22 protein-coding genes and 1 tRNA gene are annotated in these 20,742 nt (G+C 54.5%); 19 read left to right on the forward strand and 4 right to left on the reverse strand.

The genetic code is table 11. The annotated features are described in order from the left end of the window. Window positions 1–22 precede the first annotated feature (22 nt). Genes rsmD through BMX66_RS13770 form a run of 3 tightly spaced genes read left to right on the forward strand, consistent with a single transcriptional unit; the run spans window position 23 to window position 1,300 of the window. Window positions 23–565: a 16S rRNA (guanine(966)-N(2))-methyltransferase RsmD gene (rsmD, locus tag BMX66_RS13760; protein WP_090883170.1), complete on the forward strand. Its 543-nt coding sequence runs from the start codon at window positions 23–25 to the stop codon at window positions 563–565. After that, the gene (coaD, locus tag BMX66_RS13765) at window positions 558–1,037 is read left to right on the forward strand and encodes a pantetheine-phosphate adenylyltransferase (RefSeq protein ID WP_090883171.1); all 480 of its coding nucleotides are present in this window, start codon (window positions 558–560) and stop codon (window positions 1,035–1,037) included. The genes rsmD and coaD overlap by 8 nt, the downstream gene beginning before the upstream one ends. A 14-nt stretch (window positions 1,038–1,051) precedes the next feature. Continuing rightward, on the forward strand, window positions 1,052–1,300 hold the full coding sequence (locus BMX66_RS13770) for a YfhL family 4Fe-4S dicluster ferredoxin (RefSeq protein WP_090883173.1): 249 nt from the start codon (window positions 1,052–1,054) through the stop codon (window positions 1,298–1,300). A 23-nt stretch (window positions 1,301–1,323) separates the two neighbouring features. Here BMX66_RS13770 and BMX66_RS13775 read toward each other — a convergent pair whose 3' ends face one another. The 3 genes from BMX66_RS13775 to BMX66_RS13785 all read right to left on the reverse strand — a co-directional run bounded on the left by BMX66_RS13775 (window position 1,324) and on the right by BMX66_RS13785 (window position 7,070). Continuing rightward, window positions 1,324–2,061, reverse strand: a complete 738-nt coding sequence (locus tag BMX66_RS13775) for a YggS family pyridoxal phosphate-dependent enzyme (RefSeq protein WP_090883175.1) — start codon at window positions 2,059–2,061, stop codon at window positions 1,324–1,326. 216 nt (window positions 2,062–2,277) lie between these two features. Then, window positions 2,278–5,781 (reverse strand): DNA polymerase III subunit alpha, encoded by a 3,504-nt coding sequence (dnaE, locus tag BMX66_RS13780; RefSeq protein ID WP_090883177.1) that lies wholly within the window; start codon window positions 5,779–5,781, stop codon window positions 2,278–2,280. A gap of 245 nt (window positions 5,782–6,026) precedes the next feature. Further along, entirely contained in the window at window positions 6,027–7,070 is a 1,044-nt protein-coding gene (locus BMX66_RS13785; RefSeq protein ID WP_090883179.1) for a YheT family hydrolase, read from the reverse strand. 583 nt (window positions 7,071–7,653) lie between these two features. On the opposite strand from BMX66_RS13785, the gene BMX66_RS13790 reads away from it, so the two are divergent. Together BMX66_RS13790 and BMX66_RS13795 are read left to right on the forward strand one after the other, a co-directional pair. Beyond that, window positions 7,654–7,986 carry a hypothetical protein gene (locus BMX66_RS13790; protein WP_255398966.1) on the forward strand — a complete coding sequence of 111 codons (333 nt, stop codon included), beginning with the start codon at window positions 7,654–7,656 and terminating at the stop codon, window positions 7,984–7,986. Between the two features lie 148 nt (window positions 7,987–8,134). Continuing rightward, entirely contained in the window at window positions 8,135–9,076 is a 942-nt protein-coding gene (locus BMX66_RS13795; protein WP_255398967.1) for a formylglycine-generating enzyme family protein, read from the forward strand. A gap of 188 nt (window positions 9,077–9,264) precedes the next feature. On the opposite strand, the gene BMX66_RS13800 is transcribed toward BMX66_RS13795, so the two are convergent. Next, window positions 9,265–9,340, reverse strand: a tRNA-Lys gene (locus BMX66_RS13800). Between the two features lie 148 nt (window positions 9,341–9,488). On the opposite strand from BMX66_RS13800, the gene thiO reads away from it, so the two are divergent. From thiO to queC, 14 genes are all read left to right on the forward strand, one after another. Then, window positions 9,489–10,616 carry a glycine oxidase ThiO gene (thiO, locus tag BMX66_RS13805; RefSeq protein ID WP_090883313.1) on the forward strand — a complete coding sequence of 376 codons (1,128 nt, stop codon included), beginning with the start codon at window positions 9,489–9,491 and terminating at the stop codon, window positions 10,614–10,616. Between the two features lie 129 nt (window positions 10,617–10,745). Continuing rightward, window positions 10,746–11,468 (forward strand): YebC/PmpR family DNA-binding transcriptional regulator, encoded by a 723-nt coding sequence (locus BMX66_RS13810; protein ID WP_090883186.1) that lies wholly within the window; start codon window positions 10,746–10,748, stop codon window positions 11,466–11,468. 31 nt (window positions 11,469–11,499) lie between these two features. Beyond that, entirely contained in the window at window positions 11,500–12,018 is a 519-nt protein-coding gene (gene ruvC, locus BMX66_RS13815; RefSeq protein WP_090883188.1) for a crossover junction endodeoxyribonuclease RuvC, read from the forward strand. Next, window positions 12,015–12,611 (forward strand): Holliday junction branch migration protein RuvA, encoded by a 597-nt coding sequence (gene ruvA / locus BMX66_RS13820; protein ID WP_090883190.1) that lies wholly within the window; start codon window positions 12,015–12,017, stop codon window positions 12,609–12,611. Before ruvC ends, ruvA begins: the two co-directional genes overlap by 4 nt. Before the next feature lie 109 nt (window positions 12,612–12,720). Beyond that, a complete protein-coding gene (gene ruvB / locus BMX66_RS13825) occupies window positions 12,721–13,764 on the forward strand; it encodes a Holliday junction branch migration DNA helicase RuvB (protein ID WP_090883192.1) in 1,044 nt (347 codons plus the stop codon). Window positions 13,765–13,929: 165 nt separating this feature from the next. Continuing rightward, window positions 13,930–14,376, forward strand: a complete 447-nt coding sequence (gene ybgC / locus BMX66_RS13830; protein ID WP_090883194.1) for a tol-pal system-associated acyl-CoA thioesterase — start codon at window positions 13,930–13,932, stop codon at window positions 14,374–14,376. Next, the gene (gene tolQ / locus BMX66_RS13835; protein ID WP_090883196.1) at window positions 14,373–15,059 is read left to right on the forward strand and encodes a protein TolQ; all 687 of its coding nucleotides are present in this window, start codon (window positions 14,373–14,375) and stop codon (window positions 15,057–15,059) included. The genes ybgC and tolQ overlap by 4 nt, the downstream gene beginning before the upstream one ends. A gap of 24 nt (window positions 15,060–15,083) precedes the next feature. Then, window positions 15,084–15,503 (forward strand): protein TolR, encoded by a 420-nt coding sequence (gene tolR / locus BMX66_RS13840; protein WP_235001260.1) that lies wholly within the window; start codon window positions 15,084–15,086, stop codon window positions 15,501–15,503. Continuing rightward, a complete protein-coding gene (locus BMX66_RS13845; protein ID WP_369826995.1) occupies window positions 15,503–16,399 on the forward strand; it encodes an energy transducer TonB in 897 nt (298 codons plus the stop codon). Before tolR ends, BMX66_RS13845 begins: the two co-directional genes overlap by 1 nt. 53 nt (window positions 16,400–16,452) lie before the next feature. After that, window positions 16,453–17,748, forward strand: coding sequence for a Tol-Pal system beta propeller repeat protein TolB (tolB, locus tag BMX66_RS13850; RefSeq protein ID WP_090883319.1), 1,296 nt, complete (start codon window positions 16,453–16,455; stop codon window positions 17,746–17,748). A 40-nt stretch (window positions 17,749–17,788) separates the two neighbouring features. Then, entirely contained in the window at window positions 17,789–18,304 is a 516-nt protein-coding gene (gene pal / locus BMX66_RS13855; protein ID WP_090883198.1) for a peptidoglycan-associated lipoprotein Pal, read from the forward strand. Then, window positions 18,259–19,257, forward strand: a complete 999-nt coding sequence (gene ybgF / locus BMX66_RS13860) for a tol-pal system protein YbgF (protein ID WP_255398968.1) — start codon at window positions 18,259–18,261, stop codon at window positions 19,255–19,257. Before pal ends, ybgF begins: the two co-directional genes overlap by 46 nt. Window positions 19,258–19,309: 52 nt before the next feature. Beyond that, a complete protein-coding gene (gene queE, locus BMX66_RS13865) occupies window positions 19,310–20,002 on the forward strand; it encodes a 7-carboxy-7-deazaguanine synthase QueE (RefSeq protein ID WP_177168798.1) in 693 nt (230 codons plus the stop codon). 42 nt (window positions 20,003–20,044) lie between these two features. Beyond that, on the forward strand, window positions 20,045–20,719 hold the full coding sequence (gene queC, locus BMX66_RS13870; RefSeq protein ID WP_090883204.1) for a 7-cyano-7-deazaguanine synthase QueC: 675 nt from the start codon (window positions 20,045–20,047) through the stop codon (window positions 20,717–20,719). Window positions 20,720–20,742: the final 23 nt, after the last annotated feature.

The raw sequence follows: 20,742 nt of genomic DNA on the forward strand, positions 1-20,742 counted from the left end.
TCATTTTTCCATCACGCGCACGATGAATAGAGTCCGCATCATAGGCGGCGAATGGCGCAGTCGCGTGCTGACTTTTCCAGCTGACGCAGACCTTCGGCCGACGCCCGATCGGGTCCGGGAGACGGTATTCAACTGGCTGGGACAGGATTTGAGCGGCAAGCGCTGTCTTGATCTGTTTGCCGGCAGCGGGGCGATGGGCATAGAGGCTGCATCACGCGGAGCGGAGCGTGTGGTAATGGTCGAATCCAGCCCGCACGTGTTAAAGGCGCTAAAAGCCAACCTGCGTAAACTCGGGGCAGAGCAAGTCGATCTCGTGGCAATGGATGCGTTGAAATTTATTGATTCCGATCAAAACCGGTTCGATGTGATTTTCCTTGACCCGCCCTATCGGCTGGGTCTATTGCCGAAACTACTATCGAGGCTGCATCTGCATCTTGCGCAAGGAGGAGTGGTCTATCTGGAGAATGACACTTTTTATGCGCCCGAAGCCGAGTGGCTGGCATGGCGAAAGGGACAGGCAGGCAACGTGCATTATCAATTATTAAGATCCAAGAAAGATGGATAAAGCGATCTATCCCGGTACGTTCGACCCCATCACACGTGGTCATGAGGATCTGGTTCGGCGTGCGTCGGGACTATTCGATCAGGTAGTGGTAGCGGTGGCTGTGAGCAGTGGAAAAAAACCCTTCTTTACTCAGGACGAGCGGGTCAAAATGGGGCGCGAGGTGCTGGCCGATTGCCGCAACGTCGAGGTAACGGCGTTCTCGGGTTTATTGATGGAATTCGCGCAACGGCAAAACGCGCGAGTCATCCTGCGCGGACTTCGGGCCGTGTCCGATTTCGAATACGAATTTCAGATGGCGGGGATGAACCGCAGCCTGTATCCCGGTGTCGAAACCATGTTCCTGACGCCCTCGGAGCAATACATGTTTGTTTCGGCTACCATTGTGCGGGAAATCGCGCTGCTGGGGGGAAGCGTGGATAAATTCGTGCATCCCCTGATTGCCGAGCAGCTTCGGATCAGAATCAGAACGTAATTGTTGAGGTTGATATGGCTTTAATCATCACTGATGAATGTATCAATTGCGACGTGTGTCAGCCGGAATGCCCAAACGATGCCATCTCGCAGGGGGAAGAGTTCTATGTAATAGATCCTCGCCTGTGCACTGAATGCGTAGGACATCACGAAGAGTCGCAATGCGTGGAAGTATGTCCCGTGGATTGCATCATCCTCGATCCGGACATTGTCGAGACAAAAGAGGAGTTGTACGAAAAGTATCTTTCCCTCGGGAACCCCTGAACCCTGGGAGAGGTATCAGGGATTCAAAGATTCCCTTGACGGGCCGCAAGCTCCTCAGGGATAGGGTACAGTCTAGGTCCAAAAATTGCCGTGCCCACACGGACCATGGTAGCACCCTCTTCGATGGCAATATCCAAATCCTCGGACATACCCATGGAGATCGTGTCAAGGTCATGGCCGGCCTGCCTTAACCGGTCGTAGGCTTCTCTCAACATCTGGAACTGGCTGCGCTGCAGCGCAGTGGCTTTCGTAAGCTCGGGAATGGCCATTACGCCTCTCAGCTTCAACCTCGGCAATTGGACGACATGTGCCGCCAGATCGGCAACCTCCTCGGGTGCCACCCCGCTCTTGCTATCCTCCCCGCTTACGTTTACCTGCAAGCATACCTGGAGGGGAGGCAATGATTCCGGCCTGTCCTTCGACAAACGGTCGGCTATTTTTTTTCGGTCTACACCGTGCACCCAGGCAAAATTCTCGGCTATGCGTTTGGTTTTGTTGCTCTGTATGGGGCCGATAAAATGCCATTCAATCGGCAAATCAGCGAGCGCAGCGATTTTCACCAACGCTTCCTGAAGATAATTCTCACCGAAAATAGTTTGCCCGGCGACAAAGGCTTCCCGCAGCCGCTCGGCGGGGTTGGTCTTGCTCGCGGCCAACAGTGTGATGGCTTCGGGCTGTCGACCTGCTTTTTCAGCAACCTCCCTGATGCGGGTTTTTACCTTCTGCAAGCCAGAGGCAATGGTTGTCGTATTGGGTTCCATTTTCTTTGCCTTATCTTTTATTTACCGGTTACTCCGGGCAGTTACCCATGAGGATGAAAAAGTGAGGGGAGAGCGAGAACATAGTAGGGCTACTCATCTTTACGGTCAAGAAACGCACTTCCAAAGTTCAAATTCCGCCAAAAGCCCTTTCACGCACTTTTCGACGGTTTTGTCCACGGGGCTTTCTGGTAAATCAGCTTTAACTAATAAAACGAATCAGTAAACGATTCTGACATTTTCCTCGTTAAAGTGTGCCGACAAGGATAGAAGCAGATTCTCTTCGAGACTGACCCGCCACGCGTCACCCAGTTCGAGTTTGCAAGCAGCATCCTGGTTGTGATAAACCACCAGCACCGGGCAGGACCAGTTGTTGCCGCCCCTGGCGTTACCGGCATTCCCCGCATGAGTATTACCACGATGAGGCGCAAGCAACTCTTTCAATCGTGCGGCATTGGATAATCCATTGCAGTGGAGTTCCATGCGTTTTGCGTAGCGAGAACGCGCACTGTCGAGATTATATAGCTGATCGGCGATTATACGCAGGCCCCCGCCATACTCGTCGTCACCGCCCTTGTTCACTCTGGCTTCCACGATAAGCAACTGGTCCTCTTTCAGCCAGTTGCGGACAGACTCGAATAACTCACTGTACACTACCAGTTCTACCCGTGTGCTGCCGTCATCGAGCACAACCACCCCCATTCTGCCGCGCCGCGTCATCTGCATGCGGACTGCATAGACGATGCCGGCGAGGAGCTGGGGTTCCCGCTGGGGATTCAACCGGTCCAGGCGGGTGTGTACAAATTGTTTCAGTTCTTCTGCATAAGCATTGAACGGATGGCCGCTCAAATAGAACCCCAGCGCCATCTTTTCATTTTTAAGCTTTTCCTTTTCCGACCATGGCGGGACGCTTATCAGGCCCAGGGGTTCGATGGCGCTTTCACATTCACCAAAAAGACTCACCTGTTTGATGTTACGTCCGGCCTGCTCGGCGGATTCCAATGCAATGCCTACCGATGCCAGCAGGCCCGCACGATGGCTGTTCACAGAATCAAAGGCTCCCGCCCGGATGAGCGATTCCACCACACGGCGGTTGACGATGCGTTTGTCCACTCGGTGACAGAAATCGAACAAGTCGGTATAGGGGCCGTCCTTCTCCCGTGCCTTGATAATCGCCGCTATCGCAGATTCCCCTGTTCCTTTTATCGCACCCAAGCCATATCGTATGGTTTTTCCGTCTACTGGAAAAAAGCGATAACCTGACAGGTTGATGTCCGGCGGCGGCATGCTAAGGCCATGGGAGATACTGTCCTCGAAAAATATGTGTACCTTGTCGGTATCATCCATATCCGCAGACAGGGTGGCAGCCATGAATTCAGCCGGGTAATGCGTTTTCAGGTAGGCGGTCTGGAACGCGATCAAGGCATAAGCCGCCGCGTGCGACTTGTTGAATCCATAACCCGCGAATCTCTCCATCAGGTCGAAGAGTTCGGCGGCGTCAGGTTCCGTCAAGCCGTTCTTGACTGCCCCCGTAACAAAAATATCGCGATGCAAAGCCATTTCCTCAGGCTTTTTCTTACCCATTGCCCGCCGAAGCAGATCGGCGCTCCCGAGACTATACCCACCTATCACCTGCGCGATCTGCATCACCTGTTCCTGATAAACCATCACACCATAAGTGGGCTCGAGGATGGGTTGCAATCGCGGATCAAGGTATTCCACGCGTTTGCCGTGCTTGCGTTCGGTAAACTCGGGAATCAGGGACATCGGTCCCGGACGGTACAATGCGACCAATGCGATGATGTCTTCAAAACGGTCGGGCTTCGCTTTCTGCAGCAGATCCTTCATGCCGCGCGATTCGAACTGGAACACGCCCACGGCGTTACCCTGCCGCAATAGCGCATAGGTCGCCGGGTCATCCAGAGGAAGGTTTTCCAGTGAAAAGGAGTCCGAGTGTCCCAGGCCGGATTCGCCGTTTTGTCCACGCTGCCTGATGTATCTCACGGCCCAGTCGAGTATGGTCAAAGTCCGCAATCCCAGGAAGTCGAACTTCACCAGGCCGATTTTCTCCACATCATCCTTATCCAGCTGGCTTACAACCGAATCGCCCGAGTCGGTGCAATAGACGGGGCAAAAATCGGTGATCTTTCCTGACGCAATCAACACGCCGCCCGCGTGCATGCCAACGTTGCGGGTAAGCCCTTCAAGCCGTTCCGCCAGTTCGAGCAGATTGCGCACCTCTTCTTCCGCTTGGGCGCGCTCGTTCAGTTGCGGCTCCTCCTCACGCGCCTTTTTCAACGTCATGCCCAGCTCAAAGGGCACCAGCTTCGCCAACTGGTCGACAAAGTTATAAGGTAAATCCAGCACCCGGCCCACGTCGCGGACCACGGCTTTCGCCGCCATGGTGCCGAAAGTCGCAATTTGCGAAACACTCTCGGCGCCATACTTCTGCTTCACGTATTCGATAACATGCTCGCGTCCGTCCTGACAGAAATCGATATCGAAGTCAGGCATGGAAACGCGCTCCGGATTGAGAAAGCGCTCGAAGAGCAGATCGTAACGAAGCGGATCGAGATCGGTAATACCCAGCGAATAAGCAACGAGAGAACCGGCGCCCGAGCCCCGGCCCGGTCCCACGGGCACACCGTTGTGTTTGGCCCAATTGATAAAATCGGCGACGATCAGAAAATACCCGGCAAACCCCATTTGCACGATGATATCCGCCTCGAAATCCAGCCGGGCGCGATACTTTGGTATTTCGGCGTTTCTCTGGAGGGGATCGGGAAAGAGCACATTCATCCGCGTTTCCAGACCCGCCTCCGCCTGATCGCGTAGATAGCGCTCCAGACTCTCATTATTGGGAGTGGGAAATAATGGCAGACGATTGACGCCTAATTCCAGCGCAAGATTGCAGCGCTTGGAGAGTTCCATGGTATTTGCAAGCGCCGAGGGTATGTCGGCGAATAATGCCTCCATTTCGGCCTGGGTTTTGAAATATTGCTCCTCAGTGCAGTTCTTCGGGCGGCGGCGATCGCCAAGTACATAACCTTCCGCGATGCATACCCGCGCCTCGTGTGCGCGGTAGTCTTCTGGATTGAGAAACTGCACGGGTTGTGTGGCAACCACGGGTAACCGCAGGGTCGAAGCCAGCATCAACGCCCGCTGAACGAGAGTCTCAGTATTGGCGTGTCCTGCCCGCTGCACTTCAATATAAAAACGCCCAGGGAACAGGTGCCCCCACTCTTGCGCGAGCATATTCGCCTGAGTCAGGTCGTTTTGCATCAGCGCCAGGCCGATATCGCCGAGATTCGCGCCAGACAGGGCAATCAGGCCTTCTGTTCCAACTTCCCGTTCTTTTAACCACGCCTTTCTGATCTCCGCTCGTCCACGGTACTGATTTTCGCGGTAGGCGCGGGATAGCAGCCGGCACAACAACAGATAGCCCGGATACGACTGACATAGCAGCAGGATGCGCGCGGGCTTGTCTCGATCAGTCTCGTTACTGATCCAGACATCGCAGCCGATAATCGGCTTTATGCCCTTCTCTCTCGCCTCCTGATAAAACTTGACCAGCCCGAACAGATTGGAAAGATCAGTCAGCGCCAGCGCCGGCATCCCATCTGCCACCGCTTTTGCCACCGCCTCGTCGACACGCACGATGCCGTCTACGATGGAATACTCGCTATGCAGGCGAAGATGAACAAAAGTTGGCGACGTGGGCATGTTTGTTGCAAGATTGACGCGAGGTGGGGGGAATTCAATATTTCGTTGGAATCAGACCAATTCCAATTCGTGAGCCTATCGGCTCAAACTCCATTCGGCTTTAACGACTGTCCGATTTTACCACCAATTGGAAGCGGCGAAGCCTCCTCGGCCCATCCCGCGCCTACCCGGATTGCACTCACAAAAAAGCGTTATGTTATGTATAGCAACATCGTAAGGCGGCTCCGAGAAGCGGCTGCTCTATCTCAGGAGGCTTGGAGGGTATGCAGTGCGTCTGTGGATTCCGGCGCAGCTCGACCCCCTAGCTCGCCGAAAAAACCGACAATTCTTTCCGGTAGCCATGTCAGTCTGCCGGGAAACGGTGAATTCAGAAATCCCACATGCCCTCCTTGTTCCGGAAATTCCAGAATGACCGCGGAAGAAACATCCGCCGGTCCAGGCAGTGCCAGGGCTGGCATGAAAGGGTCATTGAGAGCATTGATGACGAGAGTGGGCACTTCGATATGCTTGAGCCACGGTTTGCTGCTGGATTGCTTCCAGTAATCTTCCGTATCGCGAAAGCCGTGTAGCGGCGCGGTTACCAGATTATCGAACTCATATAGCGTTGTGCATGCGGCTACCGCTGCACAATCGAACAATCCTGGGAAAAGATCAAGTTTTCCCAGCGCCTTGCGCTTCAGCGTATCGAGAAAATGACGTGTGTAAAGCAGATTGAAGCCAGAACCCAATGCCTTTCCCGCTGCCGCCAAATCCAGGGGCACGGAAACCGTTACAGCGCCATCGAGCAGTTGACAGGCCTGCCTGCCTCGCTCACCGAGACATTTCAGCAATGCGTTACCCCCCAGTGATACCCCAACTGCGTAAAGCGGCACGTTGAAACCCCGCCGTTTATTTTCTCGGCCCAGTCGCTGAAGCACCCAATCGATCTCTGCGGAATCCCCGGCGTGATACGCGCGCGGCAGCCGGTTAGGCGTTCCGGAACAGCCGCGAAAATGCACTACCGCTCCCCGCCAGCCCAATTCCCTCAGCAGGGACATCATGCTTACTACATAGTGACTGCATGAGCCTCCCTCGAGTCCGTGAAACAGCACCACCAGCGGTGCATCCGGGGCATTATCCAGCCAATCGATATCGATGAAATCTCCATCGTCAAGTTCCCATCGTTCACGGCGATACGGGATCGCAGGGCGGGCAAGCAGATAAGGATAAATCGTTTGTGCATGTCCGCCCCGCAACCAGGTTGGGGCGACATAGGGTTTGGCGGATAGAAAGGAATGAGAGATTTTCACATCAAGTCTGGTAGGCCATATCAGGTTTGAGCTGAAACAGGCGGTTGTGGATTCAAAAATGTCTTCTTAACTCAGTCATTCTAAATATAGCAATAAAAAAACAACCTGGTCCACATCAAATAACGATCTCCCGGCTGTAACTGATTTATTTCCCTTGTATCCGGTGCCTGTTCCGCCCTCTCAGGGTGGAATACAACCAAACTCGTCTGAACCATAGCGATGCTTGTAGCTGGCAGCACAGGCGTACGACCTTCTGCTACCCTTGGCAAAAGTCGTTACTTCCAATGAGCGCAAGCCAGCATTGCTGATGCCGCCGATACTTACGATACTAATGCGTTCCTATTCTTGTCCTTACAACACGCCCGACGCAAGATTACCCGCTGAATTGCGTACTATAATGAAGCATGTTTCCGGCCGACATTACGGCACGCGACATCCAGAGACGTCCCCGAGCAAGGGAAACGCTTTGTCCGACAACTCAGTTGAGCCGGAAATAACATACTTCTGGCTGTTGTACTGATTCCGATCCCGATTCCGATAGTGCATTGGCTGCAACGGAACTCAACATTATTCAGGTGCGATCATGAGAATGAAGTGGTTTTTACTTATGTTTTTCATTGCCTTTTCAAGCCCCGGTGTTGCAGCTGAAGAGGATTATAAGCTATGCAATATAGGCGGTTATTTTTCCGGAACCAACGATAAATTTCTAAGCGGATTAGCCGCCCATATCGCGCAAAAGAAAAATATTTTCGGCGATCCCATATGTAATGCCGCATGGGATAACGCTTATAGAATAGGGGAGGAGTTGGCAAAAACCGGAAAGATTAAAGTACAAGCAGAACGGGAAATCATTCATCAGGCGGCAGCATTCAGTACAAAGGTATACGAGGCAATCAGCTCCCGTATCAATTTCTAGCGTTCGCGTGGGAGCATTGCAGCCCTTGTTTCAATCCACTTTCCAAGTCTAAAAGTGGCAAAACGGAAGGAACCGCAAATTTAACATGCAAGCACGGGCGCCACTTTTATTTTTAGCCTTGTTGATGATCTCATCTGGATGCTCGGCCGTGCCAGCAAGAAAATCTCCAAAAGTGATCGAGAACTCAATTGGGATGAAACTTGCCCTGGTTCCGGCAGGCGATTTCGAAATGGGAAGTGAAGAGCCGGCTGAAACCCTTGCCATTGCGTACCCGCAATACGAGCTATCGCGTTTTCTGGCGCTTCGGGACGAAGCGCCAGTACATAACGTCCGTATTACCCGGCCATTTTATCTGCAGCAGTACGAGGTGACAGTCGATCAATTCATGCAATTCCTGAAGGCTTCGGGCTATACACCGGAGTCGGTGGCTGACGGCACAGGCGGCTATGGCTACAACGCGCGTTACGTAGCGGAGAAATCGGAGCTAGGGGACGCCTTCGAGGGGCGAGATCCAAAATACTCCTGGCGCAACCCGGGCTTTAAACAGGAGGGACACCATCCAGTAGTAAATGTTACCTGGAATGATGCAGTGGCAATGAGCAGATGGCTCAGCGATAAGGAAGGTAGAAGATATCGCCTGCCCACCGAGGCGGAGTGGGAATACGCTGCACGCGCTGGGACGCAAACCCGATACCACAGCAGCAATGATCCTCGGTCATTGCTAAAGATAGCAAACACGTTCGATGCTGATGCGCGGGTAAATTGGCCCCAATGGACTGCCTATTCAATCGCAGGCCATGACGGTTTTGCGTTCACGGCGCCAGTGGGCAGCTATACGCCAAACAGGCTGGGCCTCTATGACATGCACGGCAATGTCTGGGAGTGGTGTTCAGATTGGTATGACGAGAATTACTACGCGAAGTCGCCACGTGATGATCCCCCTGGCCCCACGTCAGGAATCGTGCGCGTTCGTCGGGGCGGTTCCTGGCACACATGGTCACTCTACGCGCGGTCGTCATATCGCAACTGGAACACTCAGGAAACCCGCTATCCGCTTGTCGGCTTCAGGCTTTTATTAGAAATTGATTAGCGTGAAGTGGGCAGCAACAGAAATTTAGTGCCTGAATACCCGTGCCGACTATGCTTTCGGTCGCCCTGACCAGTCCATTATTGCTCGCCATGTTTTCCAGAAAACGCGCCGATATAACGGGACTTTCGCAAGCGAGGGATAGAGACCATAGTCGAAAGACAAGCTTTCGCTCTTGACTTGTTGAATACTGGTAGGCCGTGCGAGATTCGAACTCGCGACCAACGGATTAAAAGTCCGCTGCTCTACCGGCTGAGCTAACGACCCAATGATATCCAAGGGACGTGCATTATACCGGCTCGCCCCTCCGATATAAAGTTTTTTGGACGACGCTTGCCTGTTGTCGCAATTACTCTGCCGATCCAGTTTCGCCGCAATATTTGCTTTAAACTGCCTCCATGCGGGAGACTGATTGTTGAGCAGCGACGTTATCATCATTGGAGGCGGAATTGCCGGGCTTGCCACGGCGCACCAATTGTTGCGGCTCGGTGCGACTGTTACCCTGCTGGAGCGCAATTACTGCGGCCAGGAAGCCTCCTGGGCGGGCGCGGGCATACTGTCACCGCTGTTGCCATGGGACTATTCCGAGCCGGTAACGCAACTGACCCAGTTGAGCAACAGGCTTTTTCCGCAATTTATCGAAACGCTGCGGGATGAAACCGGCATCGATCCGGAGTATCAGGCCAGCGGCATGCTGGTACTGTCGCATTCTTCTGCCAGGCAGCACGCGGAACCGTGGGAAAAGGTCGAAGATGGACTCGACCGCGTAGCGGAAGCGTGGTGCGCGCGCCACGCGTTCCCTTTGAAAAGGGTTCGCTCACACGAAATTGCGCCTGCACTTGCACGGGACGAAGCGGCGCTATGGTTGCCGGACATTTGCCAGGTGCGCAATCCCCGCTTGCTACGGTCGCTCGCGAAGGCTGTGGAGCATTCCGGGGGTGCAATAGTTGAAAATGCCGAAGTCGCAAGCTGGAAGATTGCGCGCGGGCAGGTCCAATCTATTAGTACGAGCCGGGGTGAGGAATACACCGCAGCCAGTTACATCGTTACCGCCGGTGCATGGAGCCGCCAGGTTCTTGGCGAACATGCGCTAAAGCTCGATATCCGGCCAGTCCAGGGGCAGATTCTCCTGTTCAAGGCACAGCTTGGTCTACTCCAGGCGATGGTGCTACAGGAACAGGATAATTTTTATCTGATACCTCGTCGAGACGGACATATCCTTGCCGGCAGCACCCTGGAAGAAACCGGTTTCGAAAATCGTACGACTGCTCAAGCGCGGAAAGCGTTGTTATCCAGGGCCCATTCGCTGGTGCCTGCATTGAGTGAAGAAATTCTCGCCCGCCAATGGGGCGGGTTGCGTCCAGGTTCGCCTGAGAATATTCCCGTTATCGATCGCCACCCCGAAATCCCCAATCTTTATCTCAACAGCGGCCATTATCGTTACGGCGTCACCATGGCGCCGGCCAGCGCGCAACTTATATCCAATATGATCCTGAACAAGCCTCAGCCACTGGACATCACGCCTTATCGATGGCCGGTATGACGCCTGCGCTTCACTTCCCCCGCGCCGGCCGTGCCGTTTCCGTCGAGTCCATGCCTGCCTCGCTTTATCCCCAGGATGCGGGATGATAACATTGCACCACTTCAACACAGGGAAATAGGGCATACGCATATGGCTGGTCACAGCAAGTGGGCTAATATCAAACACAAGAAAGCCGCCCAGGACGCCCGGCGTGGAAAGATTTTCACCCGGCTCATCAAGGAAATTACCGTCGCCGCAAGGCTTGGCGGGGGTGATCCCAACAGCAATCCACGGTTGCGTCTGGCTGTCGACAAGGCGTACGAGCAGAACATGCCCAAGGACAACATCGAGCGAGCGATCAAGCGTGGCAGCGGCGATCTTGAGGGCGTGAATTATGAAGAAATACGTTACGAAGGCTATGGCATCGCCGGCGCGGCCGTATTGGTCGATTGCATGACCGACAACCGCGTGCGTACCGTCGCGGATGTGCGCCATGCTTTTACCAAGTACGGCGGCAATCTCGGCACTGACGGCTCGGTCGCGTTCCTGTTCAAGCATTGCGGACAACTGCTTTTTGCTCCCGGCACCGATGAAGACAAGCTGATGGAGACGGCGCTGGAAGCCGGTGCGGAGGATATTGTGAGCAATGATGACGGCAGTCTGGAAGTCATTACCGCTCCGTATGAATTTGTCGCGGTCAGGGATGCGCTGGACAAAGCCGGATTCAAGGCAGAGCTAGCCGAAGTCACGATGAAGCCGGTCAATGAAACCGAGCTGGCCGGCGATGATTCGGCAAGAATGCAGAAACTGCTGGATGCGCTGGAAAATATAGACGACGTACAAGAAGTCTACACGACCGCAGTGATCGACTAAATCGTTTTTTATCCTCAGGAAAGGTAAAAAAATCCGTATCCTTGGCATAGACCCCGGCTTGCGTATTACCGGTTTCGGGGTCATCAATAAGACTGGCGGCAGGCTGGTGTACGTTGGCAGCGGTTGTATCAAAACACTGGATGGCGAACTGCCGTCGCGCCTGAAGTCCATCATGGATCATCTCAACGAAGTCATTGCGGAACATCGGCCCGATCAGGTCGCGGTGGAGCAGGTGTTCGTCAATATCAATCCAAAGTCCACACTGATGCTTGGACAGGCGCGCGGCGCGGCGATTTGCACGGCGGTACTGAACAATCTCGTGGTTGCCGAATATACGGCGCTACAGATCAAGCAGGCGGTGGTCGGCAAAGGTCACGCGAAAAAAGAGCAGGTTCAGGAAATGGTGAAGCGGTTGTTGCAGCTTGACGGAAGCCCCGGCGCGGACGCGGCGGACGCTCTCGCGTGCGCCATTTGCCATGCGCATGGCGGGCTGGGACTGGGCGGAGTTTCGACAGCGGGATACCGCATGAAACGGGGACGTCTCGTATGATCGGCCGAATAACCGGACTGCTGCTGGAAAAATTGCCACCGCTGGTGCTGGTCGATGTACAGGGCGTCGGCTATGAGATCGATGTGCCGATGAGCACGTTCTACAACCTGCCCGGCGTCGGTTCGCAAATCACGCTCCATACTCACCTTGTCGTGCGCGAAGACGTGCACCTGCTTTTCGGTTTTGGCACCGAACCGGAGCGGCAAGCCTTCCGCCAGCTCGTGAAAATTTCCGGCGTCGGCGCGCGAACCGCTCTGGCCTTGCTGTCTGGCTTGAGCGTATCCGATTTGCATCACGCGATCGCGACACAGGACAGCGGGCGGCTAATCAAGATCCCCGGTATCGGCAAAAAAACTGCCGAACGTTTACTGCTGGAATTGCGCGATAAGCTGGATTTGGGCATGACCGGGGCAATAGACACTACTACGGGAATCGGGCGTACGTCGGCAAGCGGGGGTGACGTGCTTAATGCCCTATTGTCTCTAGGGTATAATGACCGGGAAGCCAATTGGGCAATCCGCCAGTTATCCGCAGATTTTCCCGTTTCCGACGGCATACGGCAGGCATTGAAACTCTTGTCAAAAGAAAAGTAGCGTTCGCTTCTAAGCAGGCGGAGCCAGTTCCCGCCCCGGTTTCACCATTTACCAACGCTACGCAATTCCGCAGGTGCACCGTAACCCGGATGTGCTTTGAAGACTGAGAATGATTGAAACCGATCGATTAATTACCTCTGCCCCAGTATCCCTCAAGGAAGAGGACCTGGAGCGGGCGCTGCGCCCGAAGCATCTGGGCGAGTACGTCGGCCAGGAAAAAATCCGGGGACAGTTGCAGATATTCATCGAGGCGGCAAGAAGGCGCGGGGAAGCGCTCGACCATGTGCTGCTGTTCGGTCCGCCCGGATTGGGCAAAACTACCCTTGCACATATTATTGCGCGGGAGATGGGCGTGAATCTGCGCCAGACTTCCGGTCCCGTGCTTGAGCGTCCGGGCGATCTGGCCGCACTGTTGACCAATCTCGAACCCAACGACGTGCTGTTCATAGACGAAATCCACCGTCTTTCACCGATAGTGGAGGAAATACTTTACCCCGCGCTGGAGGATTACCAGCTTGACATCATGATCGGCGAAGGCCCCGCAGCCCGCTCGGTCAAGCTCGATTTGCCGCCCTTCACTCTCGTGGGCGCCACCACCCGAGCGGGTATGCTGACCAATCCTCTCCGCGATCGTTTCGGCATCATTTCCCGTCTCGAATTCTATTCGGTGGAAGAGCTGACCAAAATCGTGACGCGCTCTGCGGCCTTGCTGAATGCGGAAATCTCTACTGATGGAGCGACAGAAATTGCCCGCCGCTCTCGCGGTACGCCGCGCATCGTCAATCGCCTGCTGCGGCGGGTGCGCGATTTCGCGGAAGTCAAGGCCGACGGCTGCATTACCCGGCCGGTGGCGGATGCAGCGTTGATCATGCTGGACGTGGATATTATCGGCCTCGATGTGATGGACAGAAAATTGCTCCTTGCCGTCATGGAAAAATTCGGTGGCGGCCCGGTAGGTGTCGACAATCTCGCCGCCGCGATCAGCGAAGAGCGAGGCACCATCGAAGATGTGCTGGAGCCCTACCTGATCCAGCAAGGCTACATGAAGCGCACGCCGCGCGGCCGCATGGCCACCTCCATTGCCTATCAGCATTTTGGCCTCGCGCTGCCAAAGAACGGATTGAGCGGCGGATTGTGGGGGGATGACTTGTAGCCATACCGATGCGGGTCAGGGCAACCCATGTCGGTAATTCGTTCTACCGCTCGACCAACAGTGCTCATACTGTCGCCTTGCCGTTGAAAAACCTCATACGATAGAAACCTGTGCTATTTAACAAGGCGGGGTTATTCATTGCTTGGCCTGGCGCAAATTAAATATATGAAAACAACAGAAGCCGATAAATTTCCCGTTAATTCAGTCAATGCTCCTTTTTTATTGCCCGTTCGGGTCTACTACCAGGATACCGATGCGGGTGGTGTGGTTTATCATTCCACTTATCTCGATTACATGGAGCGCGCCCGCTACGAATGGTTGCGGGAGATGGGCTTCGATATTCATTCATTGATTCAGGTACACAAGGTGATTTTCATGGTTCGCTCGCTCAGTATCGAATACTTCAAACCAGCGTTGCTGGATGATTTTCTGCATGTCACTGCGCAGGCTGCGGAGTTGGGTAGAAGCCGCATGGCAATTTCGCAGCATGTGCTGCGTGGCGCGGCTACGCTTGTCAGCGCCACAGTCCAGGTGGTCTGCGTTGGGGCGGATAGCCTCAAGCCGGTGAGTGTACCGACGCCGTTGCGCCACAAACTGGGAAAGCTGTCATGAGCCCGGCCGTTACCCAGGATATGTCTCTTTTCCATCTCATCGGTAGCGCCAGTTTGCCGGTGCAATTGGTGATGGCCTTGCTGCTGCTGACCTCATTTCTATCCTGGTGGTACATTTTTCGCAAGCTGTTCGTCATCCGGGAGGCGATAAGGCAGAGCGATGAGTTCGAGAATGTTTTCTGGAAAGGGCCCGATCTCAATGCGCTTTTCCAAAGCGCCTCCGCCTCACGGCATACGGCGGGCAGTATGGAACGAATCTTCGAGGCAGGTTTTCGCGAGTTCGTCAAACACAAGCGCCAACCGGGAATGGACATCGCTGCCGTAATGGATGGTACCCGCCGGGCAATGCGCGCCACGTATCAGCGTGAAATGGACAACCTGGAATCGCATCTTGCGTTTCTGGCTACCGTGGGATCGGTGAGTCCATATGTTGGCCTGTTCGGTACTGTGTGGGGAATCATGAATTCCTTTCGGGGTCTATCCAACGTCACCCAGGCCACCATTGCGCATGTGGCGCCTGGCATTGCAGAGGCGTTAATAGCTACGGCGATGGGATTATTCGCCGCAATTCCCGCGGTCATCGCTTATAACCGATATGCAAATAACATGGACAGGCTATCGACCCGCTTTGAGAGCTTCATGGAAGAATTATCCAATGTCCTTCAACGGCAGGTGAACGGGTGAAGATAATTTCGGGGAATAGCCGCTGTGTCTGAGCGCCGGGCCAGACGCCGCCTGATGAACGAGATAAACGTCGTGCCGTATATCGACGTAATGCTCGTGCTGCTGGTGATTTTCATGATCACGGCGCCGCTCATTACGCCCGGCGAGATCGAATTGCCGCAGATCGGCAAATCCCTGACGCCCCCGGTCGCACCGCTGGAAGTGATTATCAAGGCCGACGGCAGCCTGAGTTTGCATGATCGTTCCGGGGCGGGAGGCGAACAGAAAATCAGCCGCGAAGAACTTGTAGAGGCGATCAAACAGAAACAGGCGCTGAACACTGAGCAGCCAGTGGTGATTGCCGGGGATAAAAGCGTGCGCTATGAAGAAGTGATAAAGGTGATGGATATTCTGCAACAGCAACAGGTGAAGAAAGTGGGGCTCCTGGCAAGACCGAACATTTGATGAGCGATATGGCAATGCGAGATTCTGCGCATCTTGAGCCGGGCCGGGTACGGGCAGGCGTGTTTGCTGTATTGGTCCATATCATTTTTATTGCTTTCATGATTTTTGGGCTCAATTGGAAAACCGCGCCGCCTGAAGCCATGATGGTGGATGTATGGAGCAGTCTGCCCCCACCTCCCCTGCCAACTCAGCCGGTCGCTAAAGCACCGCCGCCGCCACCACCAATCCCCGAGCCGATTGAGCAACCCAGGGAAGCAAAGCCGCTGCCGCCCGAGGTGGAAGCGCCGCCGCCTCCGCCCCCACCCCCGGCGGAGCCGGATATTGCTCTCAAGGAAAAAATAGAGAAACCTAAACCGGTCGAAAAAAAACAATTGGAGAAAGAAAAGAAAGAGAAGGAGAAAAAAGAGAAGGAGAAAAAAGAAAAGGAACAGAAGGAAAAGGCGCAAAAGGAAAAAGAGCAGAAAGAGAAAGAACAGAAGGAAAAAGAGCGGAGGGAGAAGGAGCAGAAAGCCAGGATTGCGGCGGAAGTGGAACAGCTCGAACGAGAGCAGCAGAAAGCGAATGAAAGGCTTCAGGCGCAGGCAGCGCAAGCCGCGGCGCAATCCCGCGTGGCAAACGAGATAGCCGAATACAAGGCAAAGATTCTTGCCAAAATCAGGCGGAATATTGTGATGCCACCCGATCTGCCCGGCAACCCGGTGGTGGAATTCGATGTCACGCTGCTTCCCGGCGGGGATATCCTCGATGTGAGGCTGCGCGCAAGCAGCGGAATCCCGGCTTTCGATAGTGCGGTGGAGCGCGGCATTTTCCTGGCCAAACCGCTCCCGCTGCCGCCGGACCCCGCCCTTTTTTCGAAATTCCGCAATTTGAGCGTCAAGGTGCATTACCGCGAATGACTGGTATAATTCATGACTTTGCGAATTCATTGAGGGTCATCCTTATGCTGCCCATGCAGATTCGCTTGCGCAGATTTTACGGCTTTGCTGTCGTCCTGCTCCTGTGGCTGGCCAGCGTGCCGCTGCACGCAGCGCTGAATATCGAAATTTTTGGCGGTGGCGCGACGCAGATTCCCATCGCGATAGTCCCCTTCGCCGCCGAAGAAAGGCTAACCCAAAGTCTCACACCGGTGGTGTCCGCCGATCTGCAGCGTAGCGGATTGTTCAGGTTGGTTGACCCGGCTGGTCTCAGGCCGCATGAGCCCATCGAAGTGGTTTATCCGGATTGGATTAACCGGGGAGCCGGCGCGCTGGTTATCGGCAGCACTACGGCACTGCCGGGAGGACAAGTCGCAGTGCGGGTCCGGCTGCTGGATGTAGCGAAACAGGCGGAGCTGGCGGTTTATACGGAGACCGTTCCCGCAGAACAATTGCGCGCCGCCGCCCACCGGATAGCTGATTTGGTTTATGAAAAATTGACCGGCGATCGGGGCGTCTTCAGCACACGCATCGCCTACGTCGTCAAACAGGGAAAAAAATACTCCCTTCAAGTCGCGGATGCAGACGGATTCAATGCCCAGCCCGTGATTGAATACACGGAGCCGATTATATCGCCCACCTGGTCACCCGACGGCAAGCAACTGGCATATGTTTCCTTCGAGAACAAAAAGCCGGTAGTGTACGTACAGACGCTTGCAACGCGCGCGCGCAAGGCGGTGGCCAATTTCAGGGGAAGCAATAGCGCGCCGGCCTGGTCTCCGGATGGGAAAAAGCTCGCAGTCGTGCTGTCTCTGATGGGGGGTTCACAGATCTTTCTGATCAATGCGGATGGCAGTGGATTGCAACGGCTCAGCAAAAGTTCTGGCATCGATACAGAACCCAGTTTTTCACCCGATGGCCAGTCGATCATTTTTACTTCCGATCGTGGCGGCAGCCCTCAAATCTACCGCATGCCGACAACGGCCCGCGCCTCGGGAACGGCAGAGCGCCTCACGTTCGAGGGCAGTTATAACGTCAGTCCGGATTACAGTTCAGACGGCAGAAGCTTCATCTTCATTCATCGCAATGGCGATCGCTTTAATGTAGCGATACAGAATCTGGCGACCCGTCAGGTGCAATTACTTACCGATTCGCAATTTGATGAATCCCCCAGCTTTGCTCCGAACGGCAAGATCATCCTTTATGCAACTGAAGTAAGGGGTCGTGGTATATTATCGGCCGTATCGAGCGATGGCAAAACAAGACAACAGCTTTCAACGCAAGCTGGTGATGTAAGAGAGCCGGCATGGGGTCCTTTGCCAAGGCAATAATAGTAGTTTGTATTTTTAGTAAACCATAAAGGAAATGAAGATGAAAAAAGTTATCGGAGTGTTATTGATAAGTTTGTTGTCGGCGTGCGCAAGCCAGACTCCGCAGCCCTCCGCCGACGTGGAAGACAGGTCCAGGGGCGTCGCGCCGCAGACAATGGAAGGCGCCAGAGACATGGAAGCCTCTCCGACACTCAACCCGCTTACGGACCCAAATAACATTCTTTCCAGACGCAGCGTTTATTTTGATTTCGACAGTTATGTGGTAAAGGATGAATACAGATCCCTCGTAGTGGCTCATGGTCAGTATCTGCGCGACAATAGCAGCGCCAGAGCCCTTGTGCAGGGCAACACGGATGAGCGCGGCAGCCGGGAATATAACCTTGCGCTGGGCCAACGTCGCGCGGACGCGGTCAAGTACGTGATGACATTATCGGGCGCCAAGGAATCGCAGGTCGAGTCCGTCAGTCTGGGTGAAGAGAAGCCGCGGGCGACAGGTCATGATGAAGCTTCGTGGGCCGAGAACCGCCGCGCGGATATCCGCTATCAGGGCGAGTAATCGTGCAATTGCGCGCTTTTTGGCTGTTGTTCCTCATCTGCTGTAATCCAGGTTACGCGGGTGTGTTCGACGACGAGGAGGCGCGCAGAAAGATTGCGGAGCAGCAGGCGGTGATCAGGGACGTGCGAGATCAGGGCCAAATCCTGGAAGGGCGCGTTGTAAAGCTCGAAGAAGTGCTTAACAATCAACCTCTGCTGGAGCTCCATAGCCAGATCGAAGCCCTGAGACTCGACCTGAACAAGCTGCAGGGTCAGATTGAAGTACTGGTCAATGAGAATGAGTTGACGCAGAAGCGGCAGAAGGATTTTTACATTGATCTGGATAACCGGCTGAGGCGGATAGAGCAACCTGATGAACCCGTCACCTCCGGGGCTGCCGCATCTGGTCCGATCGCCTCTGAATCAGCAACGCCTGAATCTGCGGCATCCCAGGCATCCGGTTCTGACGACCGGCCTGAACCGGATGTGGAGGTTGCATCTGCAGCGGCCGTTGTGGTTCCACCCGCGCCAGGTATGTCTGCCCCGAGTATGCCTGCCGCCGGCAGGCCTGCTCCGAACACCGGCGCGATGTCAGGCGATGGTGCCGAGGGCCGCGCCTATGAGGCAGCGTATGATCTGTTCAAGGGGGCAAGGTATAAAGATGCTATTTCCCGGTTTGAAAAGTTTATCAAGAATTATCCTGCGTCAAATCTTGCACCCAGTGCCCAGTACTGGATCGGTAACTCTCATTACGCGTTGCGTGATTTCAAGAGTGCAGTCAACGCACAGGAAAAACTGATCAAAACGTTTCCGGACAGCGCCAAGGCTCCTGATGCGATGCTCAACATTGCGAGCAGCCAGCAGGAAATGAGTAGAAAGACTGATGCCAGGAAAACCTTGCAAACCCTTGTTGCCAAATACCCTGGCAGCGAGGCGGCTGAAAAAGCGAAACAGCGGTTGGTCAACCTGAAGTAGCCTGGTTTATAGCGGCCGCTCATTCTCCGCAGTTGGCTTACTCATGCAGGATATGGTTCAAACCTTATCTCCATCCCAATCCAGGGCTATGCAGTCTTCCGAAGCCGGGAATTTGCGCGTCAACGAAATTTTCTTATCCCTGCAGGGAGAAACCAGCCGCGTAGGATTACCGACGGTATTTGTGCGCCTCACCGGTTGCCCTTTACGCTGCGGCTATTGTGACACAGAGTATGCTTTCTATGGCGGCAAGCGTCTCCCGATTTCCGACATTCTCGTGGAGGTCGCCAGCTATGCTGCTCGCTATGTCACCGTAACCGGAGGCGAGCCTCTGGCGCAGAAAGAGTGCCTCACATTGCTCAGGCTATTATGCGACGCAGGCTACTCGGTATCGCTCGAAACCAGCGGTGCGCTGGATGTATCAATGGTAGATGAAAGGGTTTCAAAGATTCTGGATATCAAGACGCCCGGCTCGGGCGAAGCGGAAAAAAACCGCTGGTCCAATCTCCCCTATCTCACACCCCATGATGAAGTGAAGTTTGTGCTATGCGATGAAATCGACTATCAATGGGCGGTTGAAGCGATGCGTAAGCATCAGTTGGATCTCGTCTGTCCGGTTTTATTTTCACCCGTATATGATCGGCTTGATCCTGCAGCGCTGGCTGCCTGGGTATTGCGGGATCGTTTACCGGTGAGAGTGCAGGTTCAGCTACACAAATTATTATGGGGTGAAGGGCCAGGACGATGAAAGCATGCAGGAAGGCGCCATGAATTTTTTTCCACAGGTTTTATGGCAAAGGCAGTAGTGCTGTTATCCGGCGGTTTGGATTCCGCCACGACGCTTGCCATTGCCCGCAGCAGAGAATACGAGTGTTATGCCTTGAGCATCGATTACGGCCAGCGTCATGGATCGGAACTCGCAGCTGCGGAAAAATTGGCCCATTCACTTGGAGCTTGGGATCACAAGGTCATTAAAGTTGACCTGTCCCTCTTCGGCGGATCGGCTCTGACCGATAAATCCAGCGCCCTACCTACCGAAGGAACTGAAGCAGGCATTCCTGTGACCTACGTCCCGGCGCGGAATACAATCATGCTGTCCTTAGCGCTGGCCTGGGCCGAAGTTCTTGAGAGTCGCGATATTTTTATTGGAGCAAATGTGGTGGACTACTCCGGTTATCCCGATTGTCGACCGAAGTACCTTGCGGCATTTGAGCAGATGGCGAATCTTGCCACCAAAGCTGCGATTGAAGGCGCCAGGGTAAGTATCCACGCGCCGCTCATGAAGCTGTCCAAAGCCCAGATCATACAGCAGGGAGTGTCCCTGGGCCTTGATTACAGTTTGACCGTATCCTGTTACCAGGCCGATGAAGAAGGACTGGCCTGCGGCGTGTGTGATTCGTGCCGATTACGTCGAGCGGGGTTCGAGTCAGCCAATGTCGCCGATGTAACGCGTTATCAATCGTAGCTGCCCAATTGTTGTTGCCCCTT

The sequence above is a fragment of the Nitrosovibrio sp. Nv6 genome, from assembly GCF_900110495.1.
Lineage (GTDB): Bacteria > Pseudomonadota > Gammaproteobacteria > Burkholderiales > Nitrosomonadaceae > Nitrosospira.

Coding starts and splice junctions, on each gene's coding strand:
- rsmD (WP_090883170.1), top strand. CDS start 23: ATGAATAGAGTCCGCATCATAGGCGGCGAATGGCGCAGTCGCGTGCTG.
- coaD (WP_090883171.1), top strand. CDS start 558: ATGGATAAAGCGATCTATCCCGGTACGTTCGACCCCATCACACGTGGT.
- BMX66_RS13770 (WP_090883173.1), top strand. CDS start 1,052: ATGGCTTTAATCATCACTGATGAATGTATCAATTGCGACGTGTGTCAG.
- BMX66_RS13775 (WP_090883175.1), bottom strand. CDS start 2,061: ATGGAACCCAATACGACAACCATTGCCTCTGGCTTGCAGAAGGTAAAA.
- dnaE (WP_090883177.1), bottom strand. CDS start 5,781: ATGCCCACGTCGCCAACTTTTGTTCATCTTCGCCTGCATAGCGAGTAT.
- BMX66_RS13790 (WP_255398966.1), top strand. CDS start 7,654: ATGAGAATGAAGTGGTTTTTACTTATGTTTTTCATTGCCTTTTCAAGC.
- BMX66_RS13810 (WP_090883186.1), top strand. CDS start 10,746: ATGGCTGGTCACAGCAAGTGGGCTAATATCAAACACAAGAAAGCCGCC.
- ruvA (WP_090883190.1), top strand. CDS start 12,015: ATGATCGGCCGAATAACCGGACTGCTGCTGGAAAAATTGCCACCGCTG.
- ruvB (WP_090883192.1), top strand. CDS start 12,721: ATGATTGAAACCGATCGATTAATTACCTCTGCCCCAGTATCCCTCAAG.
- ybgC (WP_090883194.1), top strand. CDS start 13,930: ATGAAAACAACAGAAGCCGATAAATTTCCCGTTAATTCAGTCAATGCT.
- tolQ (WP_090883196.1), top strand. CDS start 14,373: ATGAGCCCGGCCGTTACCCAGGATATGTCTCTTTTCCATCTCATCGGT.
- BMX66_RS13845 (WP_369826995.1), top strand. CDS start 15,503: ATGAGCGATATGGCAATGCGAGATTCTGCGCATCTTGAGCCGGGCCGG.
- tolB (WP_090883319.1), top strand. CDS start 16,453: ATGCAGATTCGCTTGCGCAGATTTTACGGCTTTGCTGTCGTCCTGCTC.
- pal (WP_090883198.1), top strand. CDS start 17,789: ATGAAAAAAGTTATCGGAGTGTTATTGATAAGTTTGTTGTCGGCGTGC.
- queE (WP_177168798.1), top strand. CDS start 19,310: ATGGTTCAAACCTTATCTCCATCCCAATCCAGGGCTATGCAGTCTTCC.
- queC (WP_090883204.1), top strand. CDS start 20,045: ATGGCAAAGGCAGTAGTGCTGTTATCCGGCGGTTTGGATTCCGCCACG.